The following is a 20,707-nucleotide window of genomic DNA, read 5'->3' as shown; positions in this document are numbered from 1 at the left end:
GCAGGCCGCGAGAGGAACGTAACGGGATTCGTTTTCATTTTCAACACGCCGGCACGCACTTCCGCTGCCGTGTTAGATGAAAGTGGTTTTCATGTACGCTAACAGTCACCCACCCCGGTCCGTCCCGTCGGAGTTTCCTGATGAATCGTCAATACCCTTATCTGGTACGGCATGCACTGCCCGCGGATGTCCCGGGTGCGCGCCGGCTGATCCTCGACACGTTCTACCGCGAGTTCGGCTACGGCTACGTGCCCGACTGGCACGCCGACGTGGTCGACCTCCAGGGGCACTACCTCGACCACCCCCGGCACGCGCTGCTGGTCGCCGTGCGCGACGGCGAGGTGGTCGCCACCACCGCACTGCACTCCACCGGCCCGGCCCACCCGCCGCACCCGCGCGAGGTCGCCGAGCGCTACCCTTCGGGCACCACCGCACAGCTGGTCCGGGTGTACGTCCGGGCGGAGCACCGACGGCACGGCCTGGCCCGTGAACTGGTGCGCCGGGCCTGCGAGTTCGCCTCCGAAGAGGGCGGCTACCGGCGGCTCTACCTGCACACCAACACCGCCGTCCCGGGCGCCGAGGCGTTCTGGCGCAGCCTCGCCGAGGAGGTCTACGACGCCCGGCCGACCGGCGAGCACGGCCCCGGCGTGGCCACCGTCCACTTCGAGATCCCGCTCCGCCGGCCCGTGGCACTGGCCCGCGGCGGGGGCGGCCACCCGATCGGGTGAACCTCCGATCGCTCCCGCATCCGCGGACCGGCCCTGCACGGACTGGCGACCGACCCGTGCAGGAAGGGGCCGCCACCGTGTCCGCACACCGCAACCACGCCGCACCGGGCGTGTTCACCGGCCTGCCCTCCGGCCTGGGCGACTCCGCCGAGCGCACGGTCGCCGCCCTGGCCCGCCGGGCCCACGCGTTCCCGGAGCTCCCGTCGCGACCACCGGTCTTCGCCATGCCGTACCCCGCCCGGCTCAACCCCCGGCAGGCCGCCGCCCGCGCCCGGGCGGCGCAGTGGGCGGAGCTGACCGGCCTCACCGGTCCGGCGGGCGCGTGGAGCCGGGAGCGCTTCGACCGGCAGGAGCTCGCGCTGTTCACGGCGCTCACCCAGCCGGACCTACCGGTCGAGGAACTGCTGCTGGTCGGCGACTGGAACGTCTGGGCGTTCGCCGTCGACGACCACTTCGTCACCGTCAAGGCGACCGGCGACGCGGCGGGGGCGCGACGCTTCGTCGCCCGCCTGGCCGCCTGCATGCCGTCGGCCGCCGCGGCCGCGCCGGGCCCGCGGCGCCGGGCCGGATCGCCGGACCCGCGCCACCGGACGGCCGGAGCGCCGGATCCGCGGGACCGGACCGGGCCGGCACAGCCGCAGCACCCCGTCGAGGTCGCGCTGGCCGACGTCTGGGCCCGCTCCGCGGCCGCGCTCCCGCCGGACCTGCGGCGCCGGCTCCGGGACGCCGCGCTGGACTTCGCCGCCGCCAACCTCTGGGAGCTGGACAACACCCTCGCCGGGCGCGTCCCCGATCCGGTCGAGTACCTCCAGATGCGCCGCCGCACGGCCGGGACGCCACTGTCCACCGTGCTGCCGCTGCACGTCCGGGGACGGGACCTGCCGCCGGAGCTGCTCTCCCACCCGACCGTCACCGCGCTGATCGAGGCGTTCGCCGACAACGTGGACCTGCGCAACGACCTCTACTCCTGCCGCAAGGAGACGGAGCTGGAGGGCGAGCTCAACAACGCCGTCCCGGTCTTCCGGCACTTCCTGCGCTGCTCCCGGCAGACCGCGGTGGACACGGTCACCGACCTGATGAACGCCCGGCTGGACTGCTTCGACCGCATCGCCCGGGAGGACGTCCCGCACCTGGCGGAGGAGTTCGGCCCGGAGGCCGGGCGGACGGCGACCGCTTTCACCGGCGGACTGAAGGACTGGCTGGCCGGCGACCACGCCTGGTACCCGCGGACCGGCCGCTACACGGTCGCCACCGGCTGACCGGCTGACCGGCGGACGAGGGAGTCCCCGCGATGTGACGCAGGTCACATTCGAAAGTGAAATTTCCGGGGAGGGATTCCCCGTTTGGCTCTTCGTAGGACTAAGCGGGGAGAGATTCCCCGGAATCCGGGAGGAGCACCGAGTGAGCACCGCCGCCGTCGAGCCGAGCCGCACCGCGGAGCCGCCGGTCCGCACGCCGAAGCTGCGTGCGGACGCGAGCCGGAACCGTGAGCGGATCGTGCTGGCAGCCCGCGACGCCTTCGTCGAGCACGGCGCGGATGCGCCGCTGGACGAAATCGCCAAGCGGGCCGGCGTCGGAAACGCTACGCTCTACCGGAACTTCCCGACCAGGGCCGCGCTGATCCGCGAGGTGGCACTGCTCGTCAAGAACCGCATCGTGGCGAACGCGGAGTCGGCGGCCGCCGAGGGAGCCGGCCCGTTCGACGCCCTCCAGCGGTTCGCGCACCAGACCGTCGACGAGAAGATCGGCGCGCTCTGCCCGATGCTGACCAACCGGGTCGACATGTTCGATCCGGACCTGGTCGAGGCACGGGAGCGCCTGATGAGCGTCGTCGGCGGTCTGCTGGAGCGTGCGAAGGCGGCCGGCGAACTGCGCGCGGACGTCGACCACGGCGATCTGTTCATCGCGATGAGCCAGCTCACCCGCCCCCTGCCGGGCACCTCCTGCGTGGTGCTGGACGAGTTCGTCCACCGGCACCTGCAACTGTTCCTGGACGGCATGCGGGCGCCCGCGCGCTCCGTCCTGCCCGGCCGGGCCGCGACCTTCGAGGACTTCCACACCGACCACTGACCCACCGAGTCACCGACCCGTCACCGCGGGACCACCGCGCGGCCACCTCCGCGCGCCCGTTCGCGCGGTTCGTCCTGATGTACTTCCGACCCGCACCGTTTCCGTCCGCACCGTTCCGCACGCCTCGCACCGTGAAGTGAGTACCGCCATGCCAAAAACCGATTCCCTGCCCGCCGTCCAGCCCGATCCGAGGCGATGGAAGGCCCTGATATTCATCGGGCTCGCGCAGCTGATGGTCGTCCTCGACGCCACCATCGTGAACATCGCGCTGCCCTCCGCCCAGGAGGACCTGGGCATCACCGACGGCAACCGCCAGTGGGTGATCACCGCGTACGCGCTGGCCTTCGGCGGACTCCTGCTCTTCGGCGGCCGGGTGGCGGACCTCTGGGGCCGCAAGCGGACCTTCGTGGTCGGCCTGGCCGGCTTCGCGTTCGCCTCCGCGCTCGGCGGCGCCGCCGCCAACACCGCCATGCTGCTCGGCGCCCGCGCCCTCCAGGGCGTCTTCGGCGCACTGCTCGCGCCCGCCGCGCTCTCGCTGCTGGCCGTGATGTTCACCGAGGCCAAGGAGCGCGCCAAGGCGTTCGGCATCTACGGCGCCATCGCCGGTGGTGGCGGTGCGATCGGCCTGATCCTCGGCGGCCTGCTGACCGAGTACCTGAACTGGCGCTGGACCTTCTTCGTCAACATCCCGTTCGCCGTGGCCGCCGCGATCGGCGCCGTCATGGTGATCCGCGAGCCGGCCGAGGGCCGCAACCGCAACCGCCTCGACGTCCCCGGCGTCATCCTCGTCACCACCGGCCTGGTCGCCCTGGTCTACGGCTTCACCCGGGCCGAGTCGGACGGCTGGTCCTCCGGCATCACGATCGGCCTGTTCGTCGCCGCCGTCCTGCTGCTGGGCGCGTTCGTGGCGGTCGAGGCGCGGGTGAAGGCTCCGCTGCTGCCGCTGCGCGTCATCCTGGACCGCAACCGCGGCGGGGTCTACCTGTCGCTGGGTCTGGCCGTGATCGGCATGTTCGGTCTCTTCCTCTTCCTGACCTACTACCTGCAGATCGTGCTCGACTACAGCCCGGTCCTGACCGGCGTGGCCTTCCTGCCGATGGTGGCCGGCATGATCGCCGGTTCGACCCAGATCGGCGCCCGCCTGATGACCCGCGTCCCGGCGCGGTACCTGATGGCGCCCGGCTTCCTGGTCGCCTCGATCGGCATGCTGATCCTCACCCAGATCGACCTGGACACCTCCTACCCGGCGCTGATCCTGCCCGGTCTGGTCCTGATGGGCCTCGGCATGGGCACCGCGTTCATGCCGGCGATGAGCCTCGCCACGCACGGCGTCGAGCCGCGCGACGCCGGTGTGGCCTCCGCCATGGTCAACACCTCGCAGCAGGTCGGCGGCGCCATCGGCACCGCCCTGCTGAACACCATCGCGGCCAGCGCGACGACCACCTGGCTGGCGGCCCACCTGGGCGGCGCGACCACCCCGGACGCCGCCAAGGCGGTGCAGTTCCAGGGCATGGTGCACGGCTTCTCGACCGCGATCTGGTGGTCCTTCGGGATCCTGGTGCTGGCCGCCGCGATCGCCTTCGTGCTGATCAACGCCGGGCGCCCCGACGGCGCGACGGCCGGCGAGGGTGCGGCGAACACCAACGAGGTGCCGGTGCTCGTGCACTGACCCTCGTGGTGTGACGCGACGGTGCGCTGCGGCCCGTCCGGTGTTCGAAAGGACACCGGGCGGGCCGTTCGCCGTCTCCGGCCGGGGCGGCGGCGGGCGGGTCGGCGGCGGGCGGGGCCGCGAAGGCTGCGGGGGGCGCGGGGGGCGCGGGGGCGGACGGGAAACCGCCGGAACGCACCCCCCACTAGAAGTGGGGATCACCCCCCGTTTATCCTGGGTCCAGCTTCGAAACGGGGACAGATCCCCGTTTCACTTCGACCGAGGTGCGTGGACATGACCCCGAATGAGAGCCGCCCCGGAGCCGGGCGGGGGCAGCGCGCCGCCGACTGGGCGGACGGCCGGCTGGGGATCTACACCCTGGCCCGGGCCAACCTGCGCAAGATCTTCCCGGACCACTGGTCCTTCATGCTGGGCGAGATCTGCCTCTACAGCTTCGTGATCATCATCCTGACCGGCGTCTGGCTGACGCTGTTCTTCAAGCCGTCGATGGGCGAGGTGATCTACGACGGCGTGTACGTCCCGCTCAAGGGCATCCCGATGTCCGAGGCGTACGCGTCGACGGTCGACATCAGCTTCGAGGTGCGCGGCGGTCTGCTGGTCCGCCAGATCCACCACTGGGCCGCCCTGGTCTTCGTCGCGGCGATGCTCGTGCACATGATGCGCGTCTTCTTCACCGGCGCGTTCCGCAAGCCCCGCGAGATCAACTGGGTCTTCGGCTTCCTGCTGCTGCTCCTGGGCATGTTCGACGGCTTCTTCGGCTACTCGCTGCCGGACGACCTGCTCTCGGGCACCGGCATCCGCTTCATGGAAGGCGCGATCCTCGCCGTCCCGCTGGTCGGCACCTACATCCAGATGTTCCTGTTCGGGGGCGAGTTCCCCGGCCACGACATCGTGCCGCGCTTCTTCACCATCCACGTGCTGCTGATCCCGGGCATCATGCTGGGCCTGCTCGTCGCCCACCTGATCCTGGTCTTCTACCACAAGCACACCCAGTGGGCGGGCCCCGGCAAGACCGAGAAGAACGTCGTCGGCATGCCGCTGATGCCGGTCTACATGGCCAAGGCCGGCGGCTTCTTCTTCCTCGTCTTCGGCGTCATCGCCCTGATGGCCGCCGTCGCCACGATCAACCCGATCTGGGCGTACGGCCCGTACCGGCCGGACCAGGTGTCGACCGACGCCCAGCCCGACTGGTACATGGGCTTCGCCGAGGGGCTCATCCGGGTGATGCCGGGCTGGGAGATCGGCGTCTGGGGGCACACCCTCAACCTCGGCGTGCTGGTCCCCTTCACCCTCTTCCCGGTGATCCTCGGCGCGATCGCGGTCTACCCCTTCGTGGAGAGCTGGGCGACCGACGACCGGCGCGAGCACCACCTGCTCGACCGGCCGCGCAACGCGCCGGTGCGGACCGCCCTCGGCGCGGCCTGGATCTCCCTGTACCTGGTGATGCTGGCCGGCGGCGGCAACGACCTGTTCGCCACCCATCTGCACCTGTCGCTCAACTCCATCACCTACGCCGTCCGGGTGGGATTCGTCGCCGTCCCGGTGGTCGTGTTCGTGGTCACCAAGCGCTGGTGCCTCGGCCTCCAGCGCCGCGACCGGGAGAAGGTGCTGCACGGCCGCGAGACCGGCGTCGTCAAGCGCCTGCCGCACGGCGAGTTCGTGGAGGTGCACGCCCCGCTCGCGCCCGCCGAACTGCACCGGCTCACCGCCCACGAGCAGCCGCGCCCCCTCGAACTGCCCGCCCCCGTCGACGAGAATGGAGTCGCCCACCCGGCAGGTGTGCTGGAGCGCACCCGTGCGAGGCTGTCCCGTGGGCTGCACGGCGAGGGAAGCAGGATCGCCAAGCCCACCGCCGGCGAGTACCACGAGATCACCGACGGCCGCGGCCACTGAGGCGCCCGCCCCGGAGCCCCGCCGCCGGCCTTGAACCGTCCGACTCGGAGAGGGTGGACATCGTGCACGACCGTACCGACCAGCTCGCCGACAGCAGGTACCTCCTGCTCACCACCTTCAGTGACGACGGCCGTCAGGTGCACTCGCAGAGCTGGGTGGTCGCCGACGGCACGGCGCTCGGCATCTGGACGCCCGTGCACTCGGGCGACGCCGACCGCGTGCGCCGCCGCCCCAAGGTCCTCGTCGGCCCCTGCGACGCCCACGGCCGCCCGACCGGGCGTCAACTCCCGGCCCGCGCCGCCGTCTGCGACGAGGACGACACCGCCCGCTACCGCACCTCGCTGATCAACAAGTACGGCCTGCCGGCCCTCGTCGCGCTCGCCCGCAGCCGGATGCGGCTCGGGCTGGCGGGGACGGTCGGCATCCGGATCACGCTCAGCGAGCTGGAACAGCGGCTGGTCGGCCCGGAGTGGCAGGTGCCGGGCACCTACTGCCCGAACTGAGCGGCCCCGGGGCGCACGGCGTCCCCGGGGGCGCCGGCCTTCAGGCCGTGTCGTCGTCCGGCGCCCGGGCCAGGTCACCCGGCTCGCAGGCCTCCTGACCGGTGCCGACGTGCACCACCTTCACCGCGCGCCCCGGGCCGCCCGGCACGACCTGCTGCTCCCGGCCGCAGCGCGGACAGATCAGCGGAATGCGCGTCCCGCGGCCCTCCGGTCCACCCGACCCGCCCGACCCCGCGGCACCACCGGGCGCCGTCACGTCAGCGGGTGGGTCGGGATCGGGCTGACCGCCTGGATCTCCCCGTGCGCCTTGGTGAGGAGCTGTGAGGCGAGGTCGTTGAGCGCCCGGGCCGCCGCGATCTCCTCGCCGACCCGCAACTGCTCCGGGTCCGACGGGTGGCGGCTGGTGTAGCCGTGGGCACGCACCTCGGTGCCGTCGCCGAGTCTCAGCAGGGCGGCGGCGGTCGTACGCGCCCCCTCCTCGCGGAACTCCATCTCGATGTGCCAGCCGACCAGTGTCTGCATGGCGGATCACCTCCGGCGGTCGTTCCGGTCATTCCGGTCGTTCCCCGTTCGGTTACTCCTCCAGGGTGCGCCGACCCCACCGGGAACACCAGGGCAGGGCTCCGGGGAGGCAGGTCGCGGAGATCTCCCCAGGGAACTTGAACGCGTTCAATATGCGGCGTAGAGTCGCCGACGCCATCGTTTGAACACGTTCAAGGTAAGGGGCGGCCATGGGGCGGGGCACCGTCGAACTCGTCGACCTGCTGGTCCTGCTCGGCATGGGGGCGGTGATCCCGATCGGCCTCGCCCTGATCGACGAGCCCGGACTCGCCCGTCTGCGCCGGCACTGGCCACTGGCCGCCGTCCCCGGTGCGCTCTCGCTCTGGCTGCCACGCGGCGGACTCGCCACCGGCAGCGCCGTCCTGTACGCGCTCGGCACGCTCGCCGTCGCCGCCCACGTCCCGGTCAGGCTGGCCCGCACCCGCTCGCTCGCACCGCACGAGATCGCCGTGCTCACCGCCCTCGCCGCCCCCTCGGTGGCCGGCCTCGCCCTGGTCGCCGAACGCTCGGGGCACGAGCTGTTCGGCTTCGACCTCGACATCCTCGCCCTGACCGTTCCGCACTTCCACTACGCCGGATTCACCGCCGCGCTGGTCGCCGGGCTGGTCTGCCGGGCCGTGCCGGACAGCCGGGCCGCCCGCTGGGCCGCACTCAGCGTCCCCGTCGGCACCCTGCTCGTGCTGGCCGGCTACTTCGTCGACGACTGGGCCGAACTGGTCGGCACCGCGGTCCTCACCACGGGCATGTGGCTGGTCGGCCTGCTCACCTGGCGCGACCTGCGACCCCGCGTCCGCGCCGGTGGCGACCGCGGCGGCGGTGACGGCGGTGACGGCCCCGGTGACGGCGACGGCCGGCACCGGACCACCGCCGCGCTGCTCGGCGTCTCCGGTGCCGTGCTCGCCGTCACCATGCTGCTCGCCCTCTGGTGGGCGCTCGGCGAGGCCTCCGGACTCCCCCACCCCACCCTCGGCTGGATGGCCGCCACCCACGGCGTCGGCAACGCGCTCGGCTTCGCGCTCTGCTCACTGCTCGCCTGGCGCCGCCTCGCCCGCCCCCAGGAGAACGCCCGATGACCGGCACCCCGCACCCGGCCGACCTGAACTACCCCGAGGTCGGCGCCAGCACCGCGCTCGACCGGCCCCTGCCCGCCGGCTACCACCACCTCCGCCACCGCGCCCCGATCGGGCGCGGCCGCGCCGCCCTGGACGCCGCCGGCACCGCTCTCCTCGGCTGGCGGATGCACCGCGCCGCAGGTGTCCGGATCACCGCCGAGGCCGACCGCGCCGCCCCCGGGGTCGCCGTCCGGTGCGCCATCGGCCTCGGCCCGTTCCGGGCCGGCGCCCCCTGCCGAGTGGTCTCGACCACCGACGGCCCCGACCGCTACGGCTTCACCTACGGCACCCGGTGCGGGCATCTGGCGGTGGGCGAGGAGACGTTCGTGGTCGAGATGGACCCGGACCGGATCGTCTGGTTCACCGTCAACGCCTTCAGCCGCCCCCGTCGCTGGTACGCCCGCCTCGCCGGCCCGTTCCTTCCCCTCGCCCAGCGGCTCTTCGCCCACTGCTGCGCCCGGGCACTCACCCGGATCGCGGCGGAGGCCGACCGGTCGGAACGGACGGCCGGGGGCAGGGGCCGGCGACGTGAACGGCGGGGCTGGGCCCGGTAGTCCCCGGGCGGAGGCGGCCGGCTTCCCGCGCCGGACCCCGGCCGGGCCGCGGAGCGGGAAGCCGGCCTCCCCGTCGAGCCCTCCCCCGGGGGCCCCGATCGCCGGTGTGTCGCCCGCGGGCCCTCGGCCGACCACCGGCGGAATAGCCCGGCCACGGCAGCCGTTGTCGCGGGCACATGGCCTGGACCGCCACCACCGGAAGGGCAGGAATCGCGACATGAGCAGCACGGTCGAGCTGACCAAGGAGAACTTCGACGACGTCGTCCCCGGTCAGGGGGGCAAGGACTTCGTCTTCATCGACTTCTGGGCCAGCTGGTGCGGCCCGTGTCGCCAGTTCGCGCCGGTCTTCGAGAAGGCCGCCGAACGCCACCCGGACCTGGTCTTCGCCAAGGTGGACACCGAGGCACAGCAGGAGCTGGCCGCGGCGTTCGGTATCCAGTCGATCCCGACGCTGGCGATCATCCGTGAGGGCGTCCTCGTCTTCTCGCAGGCGGGCGCCCTGCCGGAGCCGGTCTTCGAGGATCTGATCGGTCAGGCGCGGAAGCTGGACATGGACGAGGTGAAGCGGAAGGTGGCGGCCGAACAGAACGGCGGCCCGCAGGACTGACGCCGCCGAGAGGCGAGTGCCCCGGGTGGCTGACGCCCTGAGGCGGTGACGCACGGCGGGTCCCGGTGGTGTCCTTCGACGCCCCGGGGCCCGTCGGCGCGCGTCCGGACGCGTTCAGACGGACGCCTCGGTGTCGCTCCACCCGGTGAGACGGGCGGCCAGGGCCCGGACCTCCACGCGCAGTTCGTCCGGCCGGAGGACGGTGAACGGCCAGCCGAGGCCGGCCAGCATGACCGCCATCCCGTCCAACTGCTGTGCCCGGGCCCGCAGCAGGACCCGACCGTCGTCGGTGGCGGTGACCGCACCGGCGGTGGGCGGAATCCGTCGGCGGGCCTCGACGAGCGTGGTGGTGAGCACCACCTCCACCTCGTGCGTCCAGGGCACCGAGGCGAGGGACTCCAGCACCCGCTGGACCGGGTCGACACCCGCCGGGGGTTCGAATCCGGTCTCGCGCAGTTCCGCGGAGCGGATCCGGTCGAGCCGGAAGGTCCGCTGCTCGCCGCTGCGGTGGTCCAGCCCGGTGGTGTACCAGCGGCCCGAGTGGAAGACCAGCCCGTACGGGTCGAACTCGCGCTCGCTGGGCGTGCCTTCGCGGTCCCGGTAGTCGAGCCGGACCCGGCGCCGGCGGCGCGCCGCCTCGGCCAGCGTGAACAGCGCGGCGGCGGCCGGACTGGGGCCGCCGACGGGCGCGCCGGTCAGACCGAGGGTCTGCTCGACCGCCGCCACCCGCTCGCGCAGCTCCGGCGGCAGCACTCGTTGGATCTTGGCGAGCGCCGTCTCGCCGGCCTGCTCCCCCACCGAGAGCCCGGACCGCCGCCCCGCCAGCAGCCCGAGCACCACGGAGGCGGCCTCGTCCCCGGTGAGCATCAGGGGCGGCAGCCGGAAGCCGGGCATCAGCCGGTAGCCGCCGTACCGGCCGCGTTCGGCCTGGACCGGGATGCCGAGGTCGACCAGCCGGGTCGCGTAGCGGCGGACGGTGCGGGCGTCGACCTCCAGCCGCTCGGCCAGCTCGGCGCCGGTGAGGCCGGGACGCGCCTGCAGGATCTCCAGCAGGGCGAGCGTGCGGCTGACCGGATGGTCCATCGGTGTCCCTTCGTCGAGCCGTCGTTCGGCCTTCGTTCGACCTTCGCCCGCGCCTCGGCACATGCCTTGGTCCGCGCCTCCGTTCCGGCCGCGAACCGACGGTGCGACCCGGCGGTGAGGCCGACGGGTCGGAGGCGAACCGACGGGGTGGTCGAGCCGTGGGACCGGCCCGGGAAGTCCGCCGGTTAATCCGGTCGCGTTCTGTCCGCATTCGATCCTAGGGTCGAAGACAGCGGCCGGCACCCCAGGGGTTCCTCGGGGCACCAACAGCCGCGCACGGCACGGAAGACAAGCACGGCATGGATGCCCGGAGAGGATTTTCCACCATGAGCACCTTCGTACTCGTTCCCGGATTCTGGCTCGGCGGTTGGGCCTGGGACGCGGTCGCCGAACCGCTGCGCGCGGCCGGTCACACCGTCCACGCGGTGACCCTGCCCGGCCTCGGCGAACGGGCCGGTGAGGGCTCGCCCGAGACCGGCGCGGAGACCCACATCGCGGACCTGACCGACCTGCTGGTCCGTGAGGACCTCCGGGACGTGGTGCTGGTGGCCCACAGCGGCGGCACCATCGCCGTCTCCGGCGCGGCCGACCGGGTGCCCGAGCGCATCCGACGGGTCGTCTTCCTCGACTCCGGCCCGCTCGGCGACGGTGTCGCGCTGGCCGACCTCTGGGAGCCGGCCTACCGCGAGACACTGGAGGCCTCGGTGGTCGACGGCTGGCGGCTGCCGCTGCCGTCGTGGGAGGTGCTGGCCTCCGACGGGGCCAGTGTCGACGGGATCGACGAGGCGGGGCTGGCCCGGTTCCGCGAGCTGGCCACCGACCAGCCGGCCGGGACGGTCACGGAGCCGATGCGGCTGACCGGCGGGGCGGAGAAGCTGCCCAAGGGCCTGATCTCGTGCTCCATCCCGTTGGAGCAGGTCCGCGCGATGATCGCCGACGGTCACCCGTACTTCGCCCTGCTCGGCGGCCCGGAGTGGGAGCTGCGCGAGGTGCTGACCGGGCACTGGCCGATGTTCTCGCGGCCGGCCGAGACGGCGGCGGCACTGGTGGAGCTGGCCGAGGTCGAGTAGCGGGCGACCGGGCCGGGACGGGGGGCGGAGCGGGGCCGGACGGCAGACTCGTCCGCGTGTTCGGCTGCGAGGGGCGGCCGGGTCGGCGCAGGATGGGCACGGTGCCCCGGCCCGGCACACCGACCTGCACCGACCTGCACCGACCTGCACCGACGACCGAACGGGGGCGACCTTGCCGATGTTCGCGGGACGCACGGGGCGGAGCGGTGCCCGGACCGGGCCCGACCACCGGACGAACGGGGGTGCCGGGCCGCCTCAGCGCCGGGCCGCCTCAGCGCCGGGCCGCACCCGCCGGCGCATTCGGCGCCGCCCGGCACCCCGACGTCCGCGAACGCACGCCCGTCACCCCGGCCCTGCCGGCCGGGGCGACCGTCACCACCACGGAGGACCAGGCATGACCACCGATCCCACCGCTTCCGCCGCCGCCTCGTCGGCCGTTCCCGAGGAGTACGACGTCATCGTCGTCGGGGCCGGCCCGACCGGCGAGAACGTCGCCGACCGGACCGCCGCCGCCGGGCTGCGCACGGTGATCGTGGAGAGCGAACTGGTAGGCGGCGAGTGCTCGTACTGGGCCTGCATGCCCAGCAAGGCGCTGCTGCGCCCGGTGGCCGCGCTGGCCGACGCCCGCGCGGTGGCGGGCGCCCGGGAGGCCGTGGGCAGCGGCGGGCTGGACCCGGCCGCCGTGTTGGCCCGGCGCGACTCGTTCACCTCCCACTGGAAGGACGACGGCCAGGTGAAGTGGGTCCGCGAGACCGGTATCGACCTGGTCCGCGGCCACGGCCGGCTCGCCGGCGAGCGCAGGGTGACCGTCGAGGCGGAGGACGGCAGCGAGCGGCTGCTGGTCGCCCGCCACGCCGTCGCGGTCTGTACCGGCAGCCGGTCCGTCCTGCCGCAGGACGTCCCCGGGCTCGCCGAGGCCCGCCCGTGGACCAACCGGGAGGCGACCGCCTCGCCCACCGTGCCCGGGCGGCTGGCCGTGGTCGGCGGCGGCGTGGTCGGCGTGGAGCTGGCCACCGCCTGGCGCGCGCTCGGTTCGGAGGTCGTGCTGCTGGTACGCGGCTCCGGGCTGCTGCCCCGGATGGAACCGTTCGCGGGCGAGCTGGTCGCGGAGGGCCTGCGGGACGCCGGGGTGGACCTGCGGTTCGGGACCTCGGTCGCCTCGCTGGAGCGGGCGGACGAGCCCGGCGCGGACGTCGTCCTGGTCCTGGCCGACGGCGAGCGGCTGGCCGTCGACGAGGTGCTCTACGCCACCGGCCGGGCCCCGCGCACGGCGGACATCGGGCTGGAGCAGGTGGGTCTGCACCCCGGCGGCTGGCTCGACGTGGACGACAGCTGCACCGTGCTCGGTGTCGACGGCGACTGGCTGTACGCGGCCGGCGACGTCAACCACCGGGCGCTGCTCACCCACCAGGGCAAGTACCAGGCGCGGATCGCCGGCGCGGCGATCGCCGCACGCGCCCAGGGGCGTCCGCTGGACACCGCACGCTGGGGCAAGCACGCCGCGTCGGCCGACAGCGCAGGCGCGCCCCAGGTCGTCTTCACGCACCCCGAGGTCGCGGCCGTCGGCCTCACCCTGGACGCGGCCGAGCGGGCCGGGCTTCGGGTGAAGGCGATCGACCACGACCTCGGGGCGGTCGCCGGTGCCTCGCTCTACGGCGACGACTACCGGGGGCGGGCGCGGGTCGTCTTCGACCTGGACCGGGAGGTGCTGGTGGGCGCCTCCTTCGTCGGTCCCGGGGTCTCCGAGCTCCTGCACTCGGCCACCGTCGCGGTGGTGGGTGAAGTGCCGATCGACCGGCTCTGGCACGCCGTCCCGGCCTACCCGACGATCAGCGAGGTCTGGCTGCGGCTGCTGGAGGGCTGTCGCGGGTGAGCCGGTACCGCCCCGGGCCCGCCGTCCGCCCGGACGCGGCCCGGGGCGGCGCGGCCCGGGGCGGACGGGGGCCGGCTGCCCCGGGCGCGGGCCGCGGGCCCCGGCGCGGCGAGGTGTGGGAGCCGCCGGGCGGCGCGACACTGGCCGGAGGGGGTGTCCGTGCGGGGGCCGTTACGCCGACCAGGTGGTGTGTGATGACCGAGGTGCTGTTGGCCGTCGGGACCGAGAAGGGCCTCTTTCTCGGACGCAGCCGCGACCGGCTGAACTGGGAGTTCAGCGGGCCGCACTTCCGGATGAACGCGGTCTACTCCGTCGCCGTCGACAGCCGGGACCCCGTCGACGGCGGGAACCGCCGCGACGGCCGGGTCCGGCTGCTGGTGGGCGCCGACAGCAGCCACTGGGGGCCGACCGTCCGGCGCTCGGACGACCTGGGTGCGACCTGGTCCGAACCGTCCGCACCGGCGATCCGCTTCCCCGAGCACACCGGCGCCTCGCTCACCCGGGTCTGGCAGCTCCAGCCGGCCGGCCCCGAGGCTCCGGGCGTGGTCTACGCGGGCACCGAGCCGGCCGCGCTGTTCCGCTCCGCGGACGGCGGTGAGACCTTCACGCTGGTCGAGTCGCTCTGGGAGCACCCGCAGCGCGCCGAGTGGGGCGCCGGCTACGGCGGCCAGGGCCTGCACACCGTCCTCACCGACCCGCGCGACCCCGAACGGCTGCTGGTCGCGATCTCCAGCGGCGGCGTCTACCGCAGCAAGGACGGCGGCGGCACCTGGGAGCCCTCCAACTCCGGGCTGCGCGCCGAGTTCCTCCCGGAGGAGAGCCAGTACCCCGAGTTCGGCCAGTGCGTCCACAAGATCGCGCGGGACGCCGTCAACCCCGACCGGCTCTACCTGCAGAACCACGGCGGCGTCTACCGCAGCGACGACGCGGGCGCGAGCTGGCGGTCCGTCGCCGACGGACTGCCCGCCGACTTCGGCTTCGCCGTGGCCGCCCACCCGCGCCGCGCCGACACCGCGTACGTGTTCCCGCTCGGCGGCGCCGACGACCGCATCCCGCCCGACCGCCGGTGCCGCGTCTTCCGCACCGCGGACGGCGGCGACAGCTGGCAGCCCCTGGCCGACGGGCTCCCCGGCGGGGACCACTACGGCGTCGTGCTGCGCGACGCGCTGCGCACCGACGACGCCGACCCGGCCGGGCTCTACTTCGGCACCCGCACCGGCGAGGTGTACGCCAGCCACGACGAGGGCGAGCACTGGTCACCGCTGGTCTCCCACCTGCCGGACGTCCTCTGCGTCCGCGCGGCGGTGGTGGCGGACTGACCCCGCCCCTCCCCCCGGGCGCCGTCCCGCGCACCGCGGGCGGCACGGCGGCCGGGTCGTGCCCGACGTGACGCCGGCAGACCGGTCCGGCCGGGAAACGGGGTTGCCGTCGAACGGGACGCTCACGGAGCATGGCCGACGACGGGGTGTTCCGGTTCTCGGAGATCGGAGGGGCGGCGTGGCGGAAGCGGAAGCCGGCTGGCGGTTCGGGTACGGCACCGACGGCCTTCCGGTCGTGCGGTACCAGCGGGGCGAGCGGGAGGGCCGCCCCTGGGCCGACCGGTTGGACGTGGTCGGCCACCACCCGGACCCGGCCGTCCCGGCCCGGTACGTGCTGGCGGAGATGGCCGGCTGGGTGGTCTCCGGCCCCGTCCCGCTCGGCCGGGAGCTGCTGCGCCGTGGCGCGACCCCGCTGCGGCACGGCCACACCATGCACCGGAGCCTGGTCGACGCGCCTCCCGCCGGGGGCTGGCCGTCCTGGGCGCGGACCCCGCTCCGGGAGGGTTTCCAGGTCGTACCGTGCGACCGCGGGGCCACCGAGCTGGACGGGCCGTCCCGGGCCGCCTTCCGTCCCGGGCACCCCGACCACCGCCCCGAGGCGCAGGGGGACGACCCGGTGCGGCGGATGGCCGGACTGCTCTCCGGAAGCGTCATCGGCCCCCTGCTGCCGGCCAGCGCCCTGGTCGTCGACGACGCCGACCGGGTGGCCGCCGGCGCCGTCCTGACCGACTGGGACGGCCTGCCCTGGATCGCCCACGTCTTCCGTGACCCGGACCTCGGCTACCCCGGCCTCGGCCGGGACCTGCTGCGCCGCGTCCTCGCCGGCATCGCCGCCGACGGCGCCACCGGGATCGGCCTGGCGGTGACCGAGGGCAACCGGGCCCGGCAGCTGTACGAGTCGCTCGGCTTCTCGGTCACGCGCAGCACGCTGACGGTGATCGTCCCCTGAGTCGTGCGGCGGCCGGGCCGTACGACACCCCGGGTGGACCGGGGAGCACCGGTCCGTCCTGGCCGGGACAGCTCCCGCCCGGGACAGCCTCAGGGGCGGGCCAGCTCCAGGACGGCTATCCCGGCCAGGACGGTCGCGCTCGCCGCCATCCGCATCCGCCCGAGGCGCTCCCGGAAGACCACGGTGGCGATCAGTGCGGCCATCACGATGCTCGTCTCGCGCAGCGCGGCGATGCTCGCCAGGTTCCCCCGCGACTGTGCCCAGACCACCAGCCCGTACGCCGTCAGCGACAGCACCCCGCCGAGCAGCCCCACCGGGACCAGCGGGCCGGCCCCGACCAGCAGGCCCCGGCCCCTGCGCGCCCAGGCGATCAGGGCCAGGACCGGCCCCTGGAGCAGGAACAGCCAGGCCACGTAGCCGCCGACCGTCCCCGCGTGCCGCACGCCGCCGCCGTCCAGCACCGTGTACGCGGCGATCATCACCCCGGTACCGGCGGCCGCCCCGAGCGCGGGCAGGTGCGCCCGCCCCGGTATCCCCCGGGCGAAGGCCAGTCCGATCAGACCGCAGGAGATGACGGCGACGCCGAGCAGTTCCCCGCCGCCGAGCTCGTCGCCCAGCACCGTGACGGACAGGACCGCCACCAGCAGCGGAGCCGAGCCCCGGGCGATCGGGTACATCTGCCCGAAGTCCCCCAGCTGGTAGGCCCGGAGGAGCAGCAGCTGGGAGGTCACCTGCATCACCACCGAGGCGATCAGGTACGGCCAGGCCGCGGCGGCCGGCAGCGGGTTGAGCAGCACCAGCACCGCCGCGCACCCGGTGTACACGAGGTTGATCAGGGCGAAGCCGACCAGTTTGTCCTGGAGCCGGTGGGCCAGGCCGTTCCAGACCGCGTGCAGCACGGCGGCGGCGAGGACCACCACCGGGACGGCCGCAGGACCGGACACGGGGCCGGCCGCGGCAGTGGCCGCGGCGACGGCCACTGCTCCGGCGGTGACAGCAGGCATGGCGGAACTCCCCCTCTGAACTCTCTGAACTCTCGGACCGCTCTGAATCCTCGGACCTGGAACAGAATTCCACGCTACAGTAGATCCATGGAAGAGCGTTCCGAATATTTCCCCCCGCCGGAGACCCGGCTGGAATCCCGGCTGGCCGCGCACATCCGCGCGCGGCTCGGCGAGTTGCGGGGCACCGAGGCCCGGGTCGCCCGGGTGGTCCTCGCCCGGGGCGCCGACCTGGTCGACCTCAGCGTCAGCGACGTCGCGGAGCTCGCCGGCACCGCGCCGTCCTCCGTGGTCCGGGCCTGCCAGCGGCTCGGCTTCCGCGGCTACCAGGAGCTGAAGATCGCCGCCGTCCGACAGGCGCCCGCGCCGGCGCCCGACCCGGCGGACCCCCGGGACCCGGCGGCGCGGGCCCTCGCCGACACCGTCCGCGCCGCCCGCGAGGCGCTCGACGGGATGGCCGCCACCCTCGGCGCCGACGACCTCCGGGCGGCGGCCGAGGCCCTCGACTCCGCCGACCACGTCCTGGTCGTCGGCGCGGGCCTCTCCGGCGCGGTCGTCCTCGACGCCGCCTACCGCCTGCGCGCCCTGGGCATCCTCGCCGACTCACCCGCCGACCCGATCACCGCCCAGTTCGCGGCCGCCCAACTCCCCTCCACCGCAGCCTGCCTGGCCGTCAGTCACACCGGTGCCACGCGCACCGTCGTCGACGCCGCCCGCCACGCCCGCGCCAACGGCGCCGCCGTCGTCGCCCTCACGAGCTACGCCCGCTCGCCGCTCAGCGAGACGGCGACGCACACGCTGGTCGCCGGCGGACAGGACCTCGTCTTCGGCCTGGAGACCACCGCCAGCCGCATCGCCCACCTCACCGTCGTCGACGCGCTGACCTCGACACTGCTCTCCCTGCGCGGTGAGACGGCCGAGCGGGCCCTGCGCCTGTCGGCGGACGTGACGGCGGACCACGCGTACTGAAGGGGGCGGCCGGGCTCGGACGGGACCCCTGCCCTGCTCTCAAGGGGTGAAATGGCAACGTCGCCGGTCAGGCGCGGTGTGTAGGCTCGCGGACATGGCGAGGGTGACGCGGGACGACGTGGCGAGGGTGGCGGGGACGTCTACCGCGGTCGTGAGTTATGTGATCAACGACGGACCGCGCCCGGTGGCTGCTGCCACCCGGGCCCGAGTCCTGGCAGCGGTCGAGGAGTTGGGGTACCGGCCGAACCGGGTCGCGCAGGCGATGGCGCGGCGGCGCACCGACCTGATCGGGATGGTCGTGCCGGACGCCCGGCAGCCGTTCTTCGCCGAACTGGCGCACACGGTGGAGCGGGCGGCGGCCGAACGCGGGCGGCTGCTGCTCATCGGCAACTCCGACTACGCCGACGAACGCGAGGCCCACTACATCCGCGCCTTCCTCGGGATGCAGGTGGACGGGCTGATCCTGGTCACCCAGGACCCGTCGGCCCCCGGGGTGGTCGGCATCGACTCCACCGAGGGAACGCCGGTGGTACTGCTGCACCACCGGGCGGAGACCGAGCACGGGCTCGCCGTGGTGGCCGACGACGAGGGCGGCGCCCGGGAGGTCGTGCGCCACCTGCTCGGCCACGGGCACGCCGAAGTCCACTGCTTCGGCGGCACCTTCTCGCTCAGCCCGAGCGACCCGGTGACCGTGCGGACCGCAGGCTGGGCCGTCGCCCTCACCGAGGCGGGGATCTCCACCGAGGGGCGGCTGACGCAGGCGCCCTTCGACCGCGTGCGGGCGCACCGTGAGGCGCTCACGCTGCTGGCGCGCGCCGACCGTCCGTCCGCGGTCTTCTGCGCGACCGACGACCAGGCGATCGGCCTGCTGCGGGCCGCCGACGACCTGGGCATCCGGGTGCCGGAGGACCTCGCGGTGGCGGGCTTCGACGACATCGCCGAGGCGGTGATCGCCGGTCCGTCGCTGACCAGCGTGGCCACCGCTCAGGAGGAGATGGCACGCGCCGCCGTCGGCCTGGTGCTCGGGGACCGCCCGGGCGGGGAGGGTGACGCGCGGCCGGACGGCGAACCCGCGTCGAACGGGGCCCGGATGTTCCCGGCCCGGATGGTCGTCCGCCGCTCCTGCGGTTGCGATCCGAAGCGCCCGGAGCAGGACACCGGGCGGAGCGAGGAGCCGGGCCGAGCCGTCCTGCGCTGAGCCCCACCGCACCGGGCCGACGCCGCACGGGAACAGCGAGCGGCGGGCGACCGGCGCGCAGCGGGTGGCGGGCGGCTGGCGGCGGTGGGCGCTACCCCTCCGCGCCCGGCGGCGGGCCGAGCATGACGTCCAGGTTCTCGTGGCCGTCGGGGGCGACGAGCCGGTCCAGGTTGAGGGCGGAGATGCCCGCCCAGAACGCGCCGCGCTCGAACATCGCCTTCTCGTACCCGGCGATCGCGGCGTCGAGCGCTCCCGCCTCCCACCGCTCGTCGGCGAGGACGGGGGCCACGGCGAGAGCGAGCTCGGCCGCGTCCCACATCGCGAGGTTGACGCCCTTGCCCGCGAACGGCGACATCAGGTGCGCCGCGTCGCCGACCAGGGTGACCCCCGGGGCGCGCCGCCAGGTCAGGCCGACCGGGAGCATGTCCAGCCGCTGGGCGCGCAGGCTGTCGTCACAGGCGGCCAGCGCCGACCGGAACTCCGGCGCCCAGTCCGCGAAGTGACGCGCGACGGCGGCGCGGGTGCGGACCGGGTCCTGCTCGGAGAGGCCGGCGGACTCCAGCCAGCTCTCGGCGCTGCGGTAGAAGGCGTAGATCCGGATCCGGCCGTCGCTGTTGCGTTGCAGGGCGAGGCCCTTGTTGTCCTGGAAGGCGTACAGGCTGCCGTTGCCGACGAAGGCGGCGGCCCCGGGAGCGGTGCGGTCCGCGTCCGGGATGCCGAGTTCGACGAGGCTGACACCGGTGTAGCGCGGCTCGGTGCCGGTGAGCAGGGGGCGGACGCGCGAGCGGGCGCCCTCGGCGCCGACGAGCAGGTCGCAGGTCTCGACCGTGCCGTTGTCGAAGTGGAGCCGGTGCCGGCCGTCGCCGAGCGGTTCGGCGCGGTCGAGGCGGTGCCCCCACCGGACGGTGGCCGGGGGGAGGGAGTCGAGGAGGAGGGCGCGCAGGTCGCCGCGGTCGATCTCGGGAGCGCCGTCCTCGTCGGGCGAGTTCGCGTTGCCGGGGGCGCCCGGGCGCGCTCCTCGGCCCTCTCCCGCTTCCGTTCCTGCGCCCTCGCCGGCGGGTCGGCCGGTGTCGAAGGCGCTGTGGACGGTGCCGTGCTTGTCGAGCAGGCGGAAGTCCTCGCCCTCGGGCCGGGCCTTGGCCCAGAACTCGGCGTCCAGCCCGGCCTCCCGGACGGCGCGCCGACCGGTGTCGCCGTGCAGGTCGAGAGTGCCTCCCTGGACGCGGGCGTCGCGGGAGGGCTCGCGCTCGTACACGGTGGCGGCGACGCCGTGGACGTGGAGGACGCGGGCGAGGGTGAGTCCGGCGGGGCCGCCGCCGATGACGGCGACGTGCGGCGTGGTCGTGATTCCGGTCATTGGTGCGCACTTCTCCTTGAGAGGGGGAGATGGCGAAGGCCCGAACGCCGTCCCAGTCTGGTCGGCCGGGCGCTCGGGTTGAAGACCGGAATCGGACGGTAGGGGCCGGCACCGTGAACGGAGGGGACGGCCCGGGCCCGGACGGGGATCCGGCGGGGAACGTGCGTGTGCCCGCACCGGTGTCCGGTGCG

19 protein-coding genes are annotated in these 20,707 nt (G+C 74.2%); 15 read left to right on the top strand and 4 right to left on the bottom strand.

The window, feature by feature from the left end; genetic code table 11:
- The first annotated feature begins 140 nt into the window (after positions 1-140).
- The 6 genes from ACFWOG_RS14385 (at position 141) to ACFWOG_RS14360 (ending at position 6,863) form a co-directional block, all read left to right on the top strand.
- Positions 141-728, top strand: coding sequence for a GNAT family N-acetyltransferase (locus tag ACFWOG_RS14385; RefSeq protein ID WP_355405163.1), 588 nt, complete (start codon positions 141-143; stop codon positions 726-728).
- Positions 729-805: 77 nt separating this feature from the next.
- The gene (locus tag ACFWOG_RS14380) at positions 806-1,987 is read left to right on the top strand and encodes a hypothetical protein (RefSeq protein ID WP_380358251.1); all 1,182 of its coding nucleotides are present in this window, start codon (positions 806-808) and stop codon (positions 1,985-1,987) included.
- A gap of 142 nt (positions 1,988-2,129) precedes the next feature.
- Positions 2,130-2,798, top strand: a complete 669-nt coding sequence (locus ACFWOG_RS14375) for a TetR/AcrR family transcriptional regulator (protein ID WP_380358248.1) — start codon at positions 2,130-2,132, stop codon at positions 2,796-2,798.
- Between the two features lie 148 nt (positions 2,799-2,946).
- Entirely contained in the window at positions 2,947-4,467 is a 1,521-nt protein-coding gene (locus ACFWOG_RS14370; RefSeq protein ID WP_329879653.1) for an MFS transporter, read from the top strand.
- A 273-nt stretch (positions 4,468-4,740) separates the two neighbouring features.
- Complete coding sequence (locus tag ACFWOG_RS14365; protein WP_380358244.1) at positions 4,741-6,360, top strand: cytochrome bc complex cytochrome b subunit; 1,620 nt, start codon at positions 4,741-4,743, stop codon at positions 6,358-6,360.
- A 62-nt stretch (positions 6,361-6,422) separates the two neighbouring features.
- Positions 6,423-6,863 carry a PPOX class F420-dependent oxidoreductase gene (locus tag ACFWOG_RS14360; RefSeq protein ID WP_329879298.1) on the top strand — a complete coding sequence of 147 codons (441 nt, stop codon included), beginning with the start codon at positions 6,423-6,425 and terminating at the stop codon, positions 6,861-6,863.
- Between the two features lie 252 nt (positions 6,864-7,115).
- On the opposite strand, the gene ACFWOG_RS14355 is transcribed toward ACFWOG_RS14360, so the two are convergent.
- Entirely contained in the window at positions 7,116-7,385 is a 270-nt protein-coding gene (locus ACFWOG_RS14355) for a DUF1876 domain-containing protein (protein WP_329879299.1), read from the bottom strand.
- A gap of 209 nt (positions 7,386-7,594) precedes the next feature.
- Here ACFWOG_RS14355 and ACFWOG_RS14350 point away from each other — a divergent pair, with 209 nt between their 5' ends.
- The 3 genes from ACFWOG_RS14350 to ACFWOG_RS14340 all read left to right on the top strand — a co-directional run bounded on the left by ACFWOG_RS14350 (position 7,595) and on the right by ACFWOG_RS14340 (position 9,697).
- On the top strand, positions 7,595-8,497 hold the full coding sequence (locus ACFWOG_RS14350; RefSeq protein ID WP_380358242.1) for a YndJ family protein: 903 nt from the start codon (positions 7,595-7,597) through the stop codon (positions 8,495-8,497).
- Positions 8,494-9,090, top strand: coding sequence for a DUF1990 domain-containing protein (locus tag ACFWOG_RS14345; protein WP_329879301.1), 597 nt, complete (start codon positions 8,494-8,496; stop codon positions 9,088-9,090). The genes ACFWOG_RS14350 and ACFWOG_RS14345 overlap by 4 nt, the downstream gene beginning before the upstream one ends.
- Positions 9,091-9,307: 217 nt before the next feature.
- Positions 9,308-9,697, top strand: a complete 390-nt coding sequence (locus tag ACFWOG_RS14340; RefSeq protein ID WP_329879302.1) for a thioredoxin domain-containing protein — start codon at positions 9,308-9,310, stop codon at positions 9,695-9,697.
- A 114-nt stretch (positions 9,698-9,811) separates the two neighbouring features.
- Here the strand turns inward: ACFWOG_RS14340 and ACFWOG_RS14335 are convergent, their stop codons facing one another.
- Positions 9,812-10,780, bottom strand: coding sequence for a YafY family protein (locus ACFWOG_RS14335; protein ID WP_329879303.1), 969 nt, complete (start codon positions 10,778-10,780; stop codon positions 9,812-9,814).
- Between the two features lie 326 nt (positions 10,781-11,106).
- Between ACFWOG_RS14335 and ACFWOG_RS14330 the strand changes: the two genes are divergently transcribed.
- From ACFWOG_RS14330 to ACFWOG_RS14315, 4 genes are all read left to right on the top strand, one after another.
- Complete coding sequence (locus ACFWOG_RS14330; RefSeq protein ID WP_329948274.1) at positions 11,107-11,850, top strand: alpha/beta hydrolase; 744 nt, start codon at positions 11,107-11,109, stop codon at positions 11,848-11,850.
- A gap of 394 nt (positions 11,851-12,244) precedes the next feature.
- Complete coding sequence (locus ACFWOG_RS14325; protein ID WP_380358235.1) at positions 12,245-13,723, top strand: dihydrolipoyl dehydrogenase family protein; 1,479 nt, start codon at positions 12,245-12,247, stop codon at positions 13,721-13,723.
- Positions 13,724-13,917: 194 nt separating this feature from the next.
- On the top strand, positions 13,918-15,042 hold the full coding sequence (locus ACFWOG_RS14320; protein WP_355401904.1) for an exo-alpha-sialidase: 1,125 nt from the start codon (positions 13,918-13,920) through the stop codon (positions 15,040-15,042).
- 178 nt (positions 15,043-15,220) lie between these two features.
- A complete protein-coding gene (locus tag ACFWOG_RS14315) occupies positions 15,221-15,991 on the top strand; it encodes a GNAT family N-acetyltransferase (RefSeq protein ID WP_380358232.1) in 771 nt (256 codons plus the stop codon).
- 89 nt (positions 15,992-16,080) lie between these two features.
- Here the strand turns inward: ACFWOG_RS14315 and ACFWOG_RS14310 are convergent, their stop codons facing one another.
- Positions 16,081-16,995 (bottom strand): EamA family transporter, encoded by a 915-nt coding sequence (locus ACFWOG_RS14310; RefSeq protein ID WP_380358228.1) that lies wholly within the window; start codon positions 16,993-16,995, stop codon positions 16,081-16,083.
- An 87-nt stretch (positions 16,996-17,082) separates the two neighbouring features.
- Between ACFWOG_RS14310 and ACFWOG_RS14305 the strand changes: the two genes are divergently transcribed.
- Complete coding sequence (locus ACFWOG_RS14305; protein ID WP_329948279.1) at positions 17,083-17,961, top strand: MurR/RpiR family transcriptional regulator; 879 nt, start codon at positions 17,083-17,085, stop codon at positions 17,959-17,961.
- 94 nt (positions 17,962-18,055) lie between these two features.
- On the top strand, positions 18,056-19,159 hold the full coding sequence (locus ACFWOG_RS14300) for a LacI family DNA-binding transcriptional regulator (RefSeq protein WP_329948280.1): 1,104 nt from the start codon (positions 18,056-18,058) through the stop codon (positions 19,157-19,159).
- 91 nt (positions 19,160-19,250) lie between these two features.
- On the opposite strand, the gene ACFWOG_RS14295 is transcribed toward ACFWOG_RS14300, so the two are convergent.
- Positions 19,251-20,516 carry an FAD-dependent oxidoreductase gene (locus tag ACFWOG_RS14295; protein ID WP_380358223.1) on the bottom strand — a complete coding sequence of 422 codons (1,266 nt, stop codon included), beginning with the start codon at positions 20,514-20,516 and terminating at the stop codon, positions 19,251-19,253.
- Positions 20,517-20,707 lie beyond the last annotated feature (191 nt).

This window comes from Kitasatospora sp. NPDC058406 (assembly GCF_042722765.1).
Taxonomy (GTDB): Bacteria; Actinomycetota; Actinomycetes; order Streptomycetales; family Streptomycetaceae; genus Kitasatospora.
This window is presented reverse-complemented; position numbering and strand designations above follow the sequence as displayed.

Excerpts from the sequence above, each read along its gene's own strand:
- ACFWOG_RS14385 (WP_355405163.1), top strand. The coding sequence starts at position 141 with ATGAATCGTCAATACCCTTATCTGGTACGGCATGCACTGCCCGCGGAT.
- ACFWOG_RS14370 (WP_329879653.1), top strand. The coding sequence starts at position 2,947 with ATGCCAAAAACCGATTCCCTGCCCGCCGTCCAGCCCGATCCGAGGCGA.
- ACFWOG_RS14365 (WP_380358244.1), top strand. The coding sequence starts at position 4,741 with ATGACCCCGAATGAGAGCCGCCCCGGAGCCGGGCGGGGGCAGCGCGCC.
- ACFWOG_RS14355 (WP_329879299.1), bottom strand. The coding sequence starts at position 7,385 with ATGCAGACACTGGTCGGCTGGCACATCGAGATGGAGTTCCGCGAGGAG.
- ACFWOG_RS14350 (WP_380358242.1), top strand. The coding sequence starts at position 7,595 with ATGGGGCGGGGCACCGTCGAACTCGTCGACCTGCTGGTCCTGCTCGGC.
- ACFWOG_RS14345 (WP_329879301.1), top strand. The coding sequence starts at position 8,494 with ATGACCGGCACCCCGCACCCGGCCGACCTGAACTACCCCGAGGTCGGC.
- ACFWOG_RS14340 (WP_329879302.1), top strand. The coding sequence starts at position 9,308 with ATGAGCAGCACGGTCGAGCTGACCAAGGAGAACTTCGACGACGTCGTC.
- ACFWOG_RS14335 (WP_329879303.1), bottom strand. The coding sequence starts at position 10,780 with ATGGACCATCCGGTCAGCCGCACGCTCGCCCTGCTGGAGATCCTGCAG.
- ACFWOG_RS14330 (WP_329948274.1), top strand. The coding sequence starts at position 11,107 with ATGAGCACCTTCGTACTCGTTCCCGGATTCTGGCTCGGCGGTTGGGCC.
- ACFWOG_RS14325 (WP_380358235.1), top strand. The coding sequence starts at position 12,245 with ATGACCACCGATCCCACCGCTTCCGCCGCCGCCTCGTCGGCCGTTCCC.
- ACFWOG_RS14320 (WP_355401904.1), top strand. The coding sequence starts at position 13,918 with ATGACCGAGGTGCTGTTGGCCGTCGGGACCGAGAAGGGCCTCTTTCTC.
- ACFWOG_RS14310 (WP_380358228.1), bottom strand. The coding sequence starts at position 16,995 with ATGCCTGCTGTCACCGCCGGAGCAGTGGCCGTCGCCGCGGCCACTGCC.
- ACFWOG_RS14305 (WP_329948279.1), top strand. The coding sequence starts at position 17,083 with ATGGAAGAGCGTTCCGAATATTTCCCCCCGCCGGAGACCCGGCTGGAA.
- ACFWOG_RS14300 (WP_329948280.1), top strand. The coding sequence starts at position 18,056 with ATGGCGAGGGTGACGCGGGACGACGTGGCGAGGGTGGCGGGGACGTCT.
- ACFWOG_RS14295 (WP_380358223.1), bottom strand. The coding sequence starts at position 20,516 with ATGACCGGAATCACGACCACGCCGCACGTCGCCGTCATCGGCGGCGGC.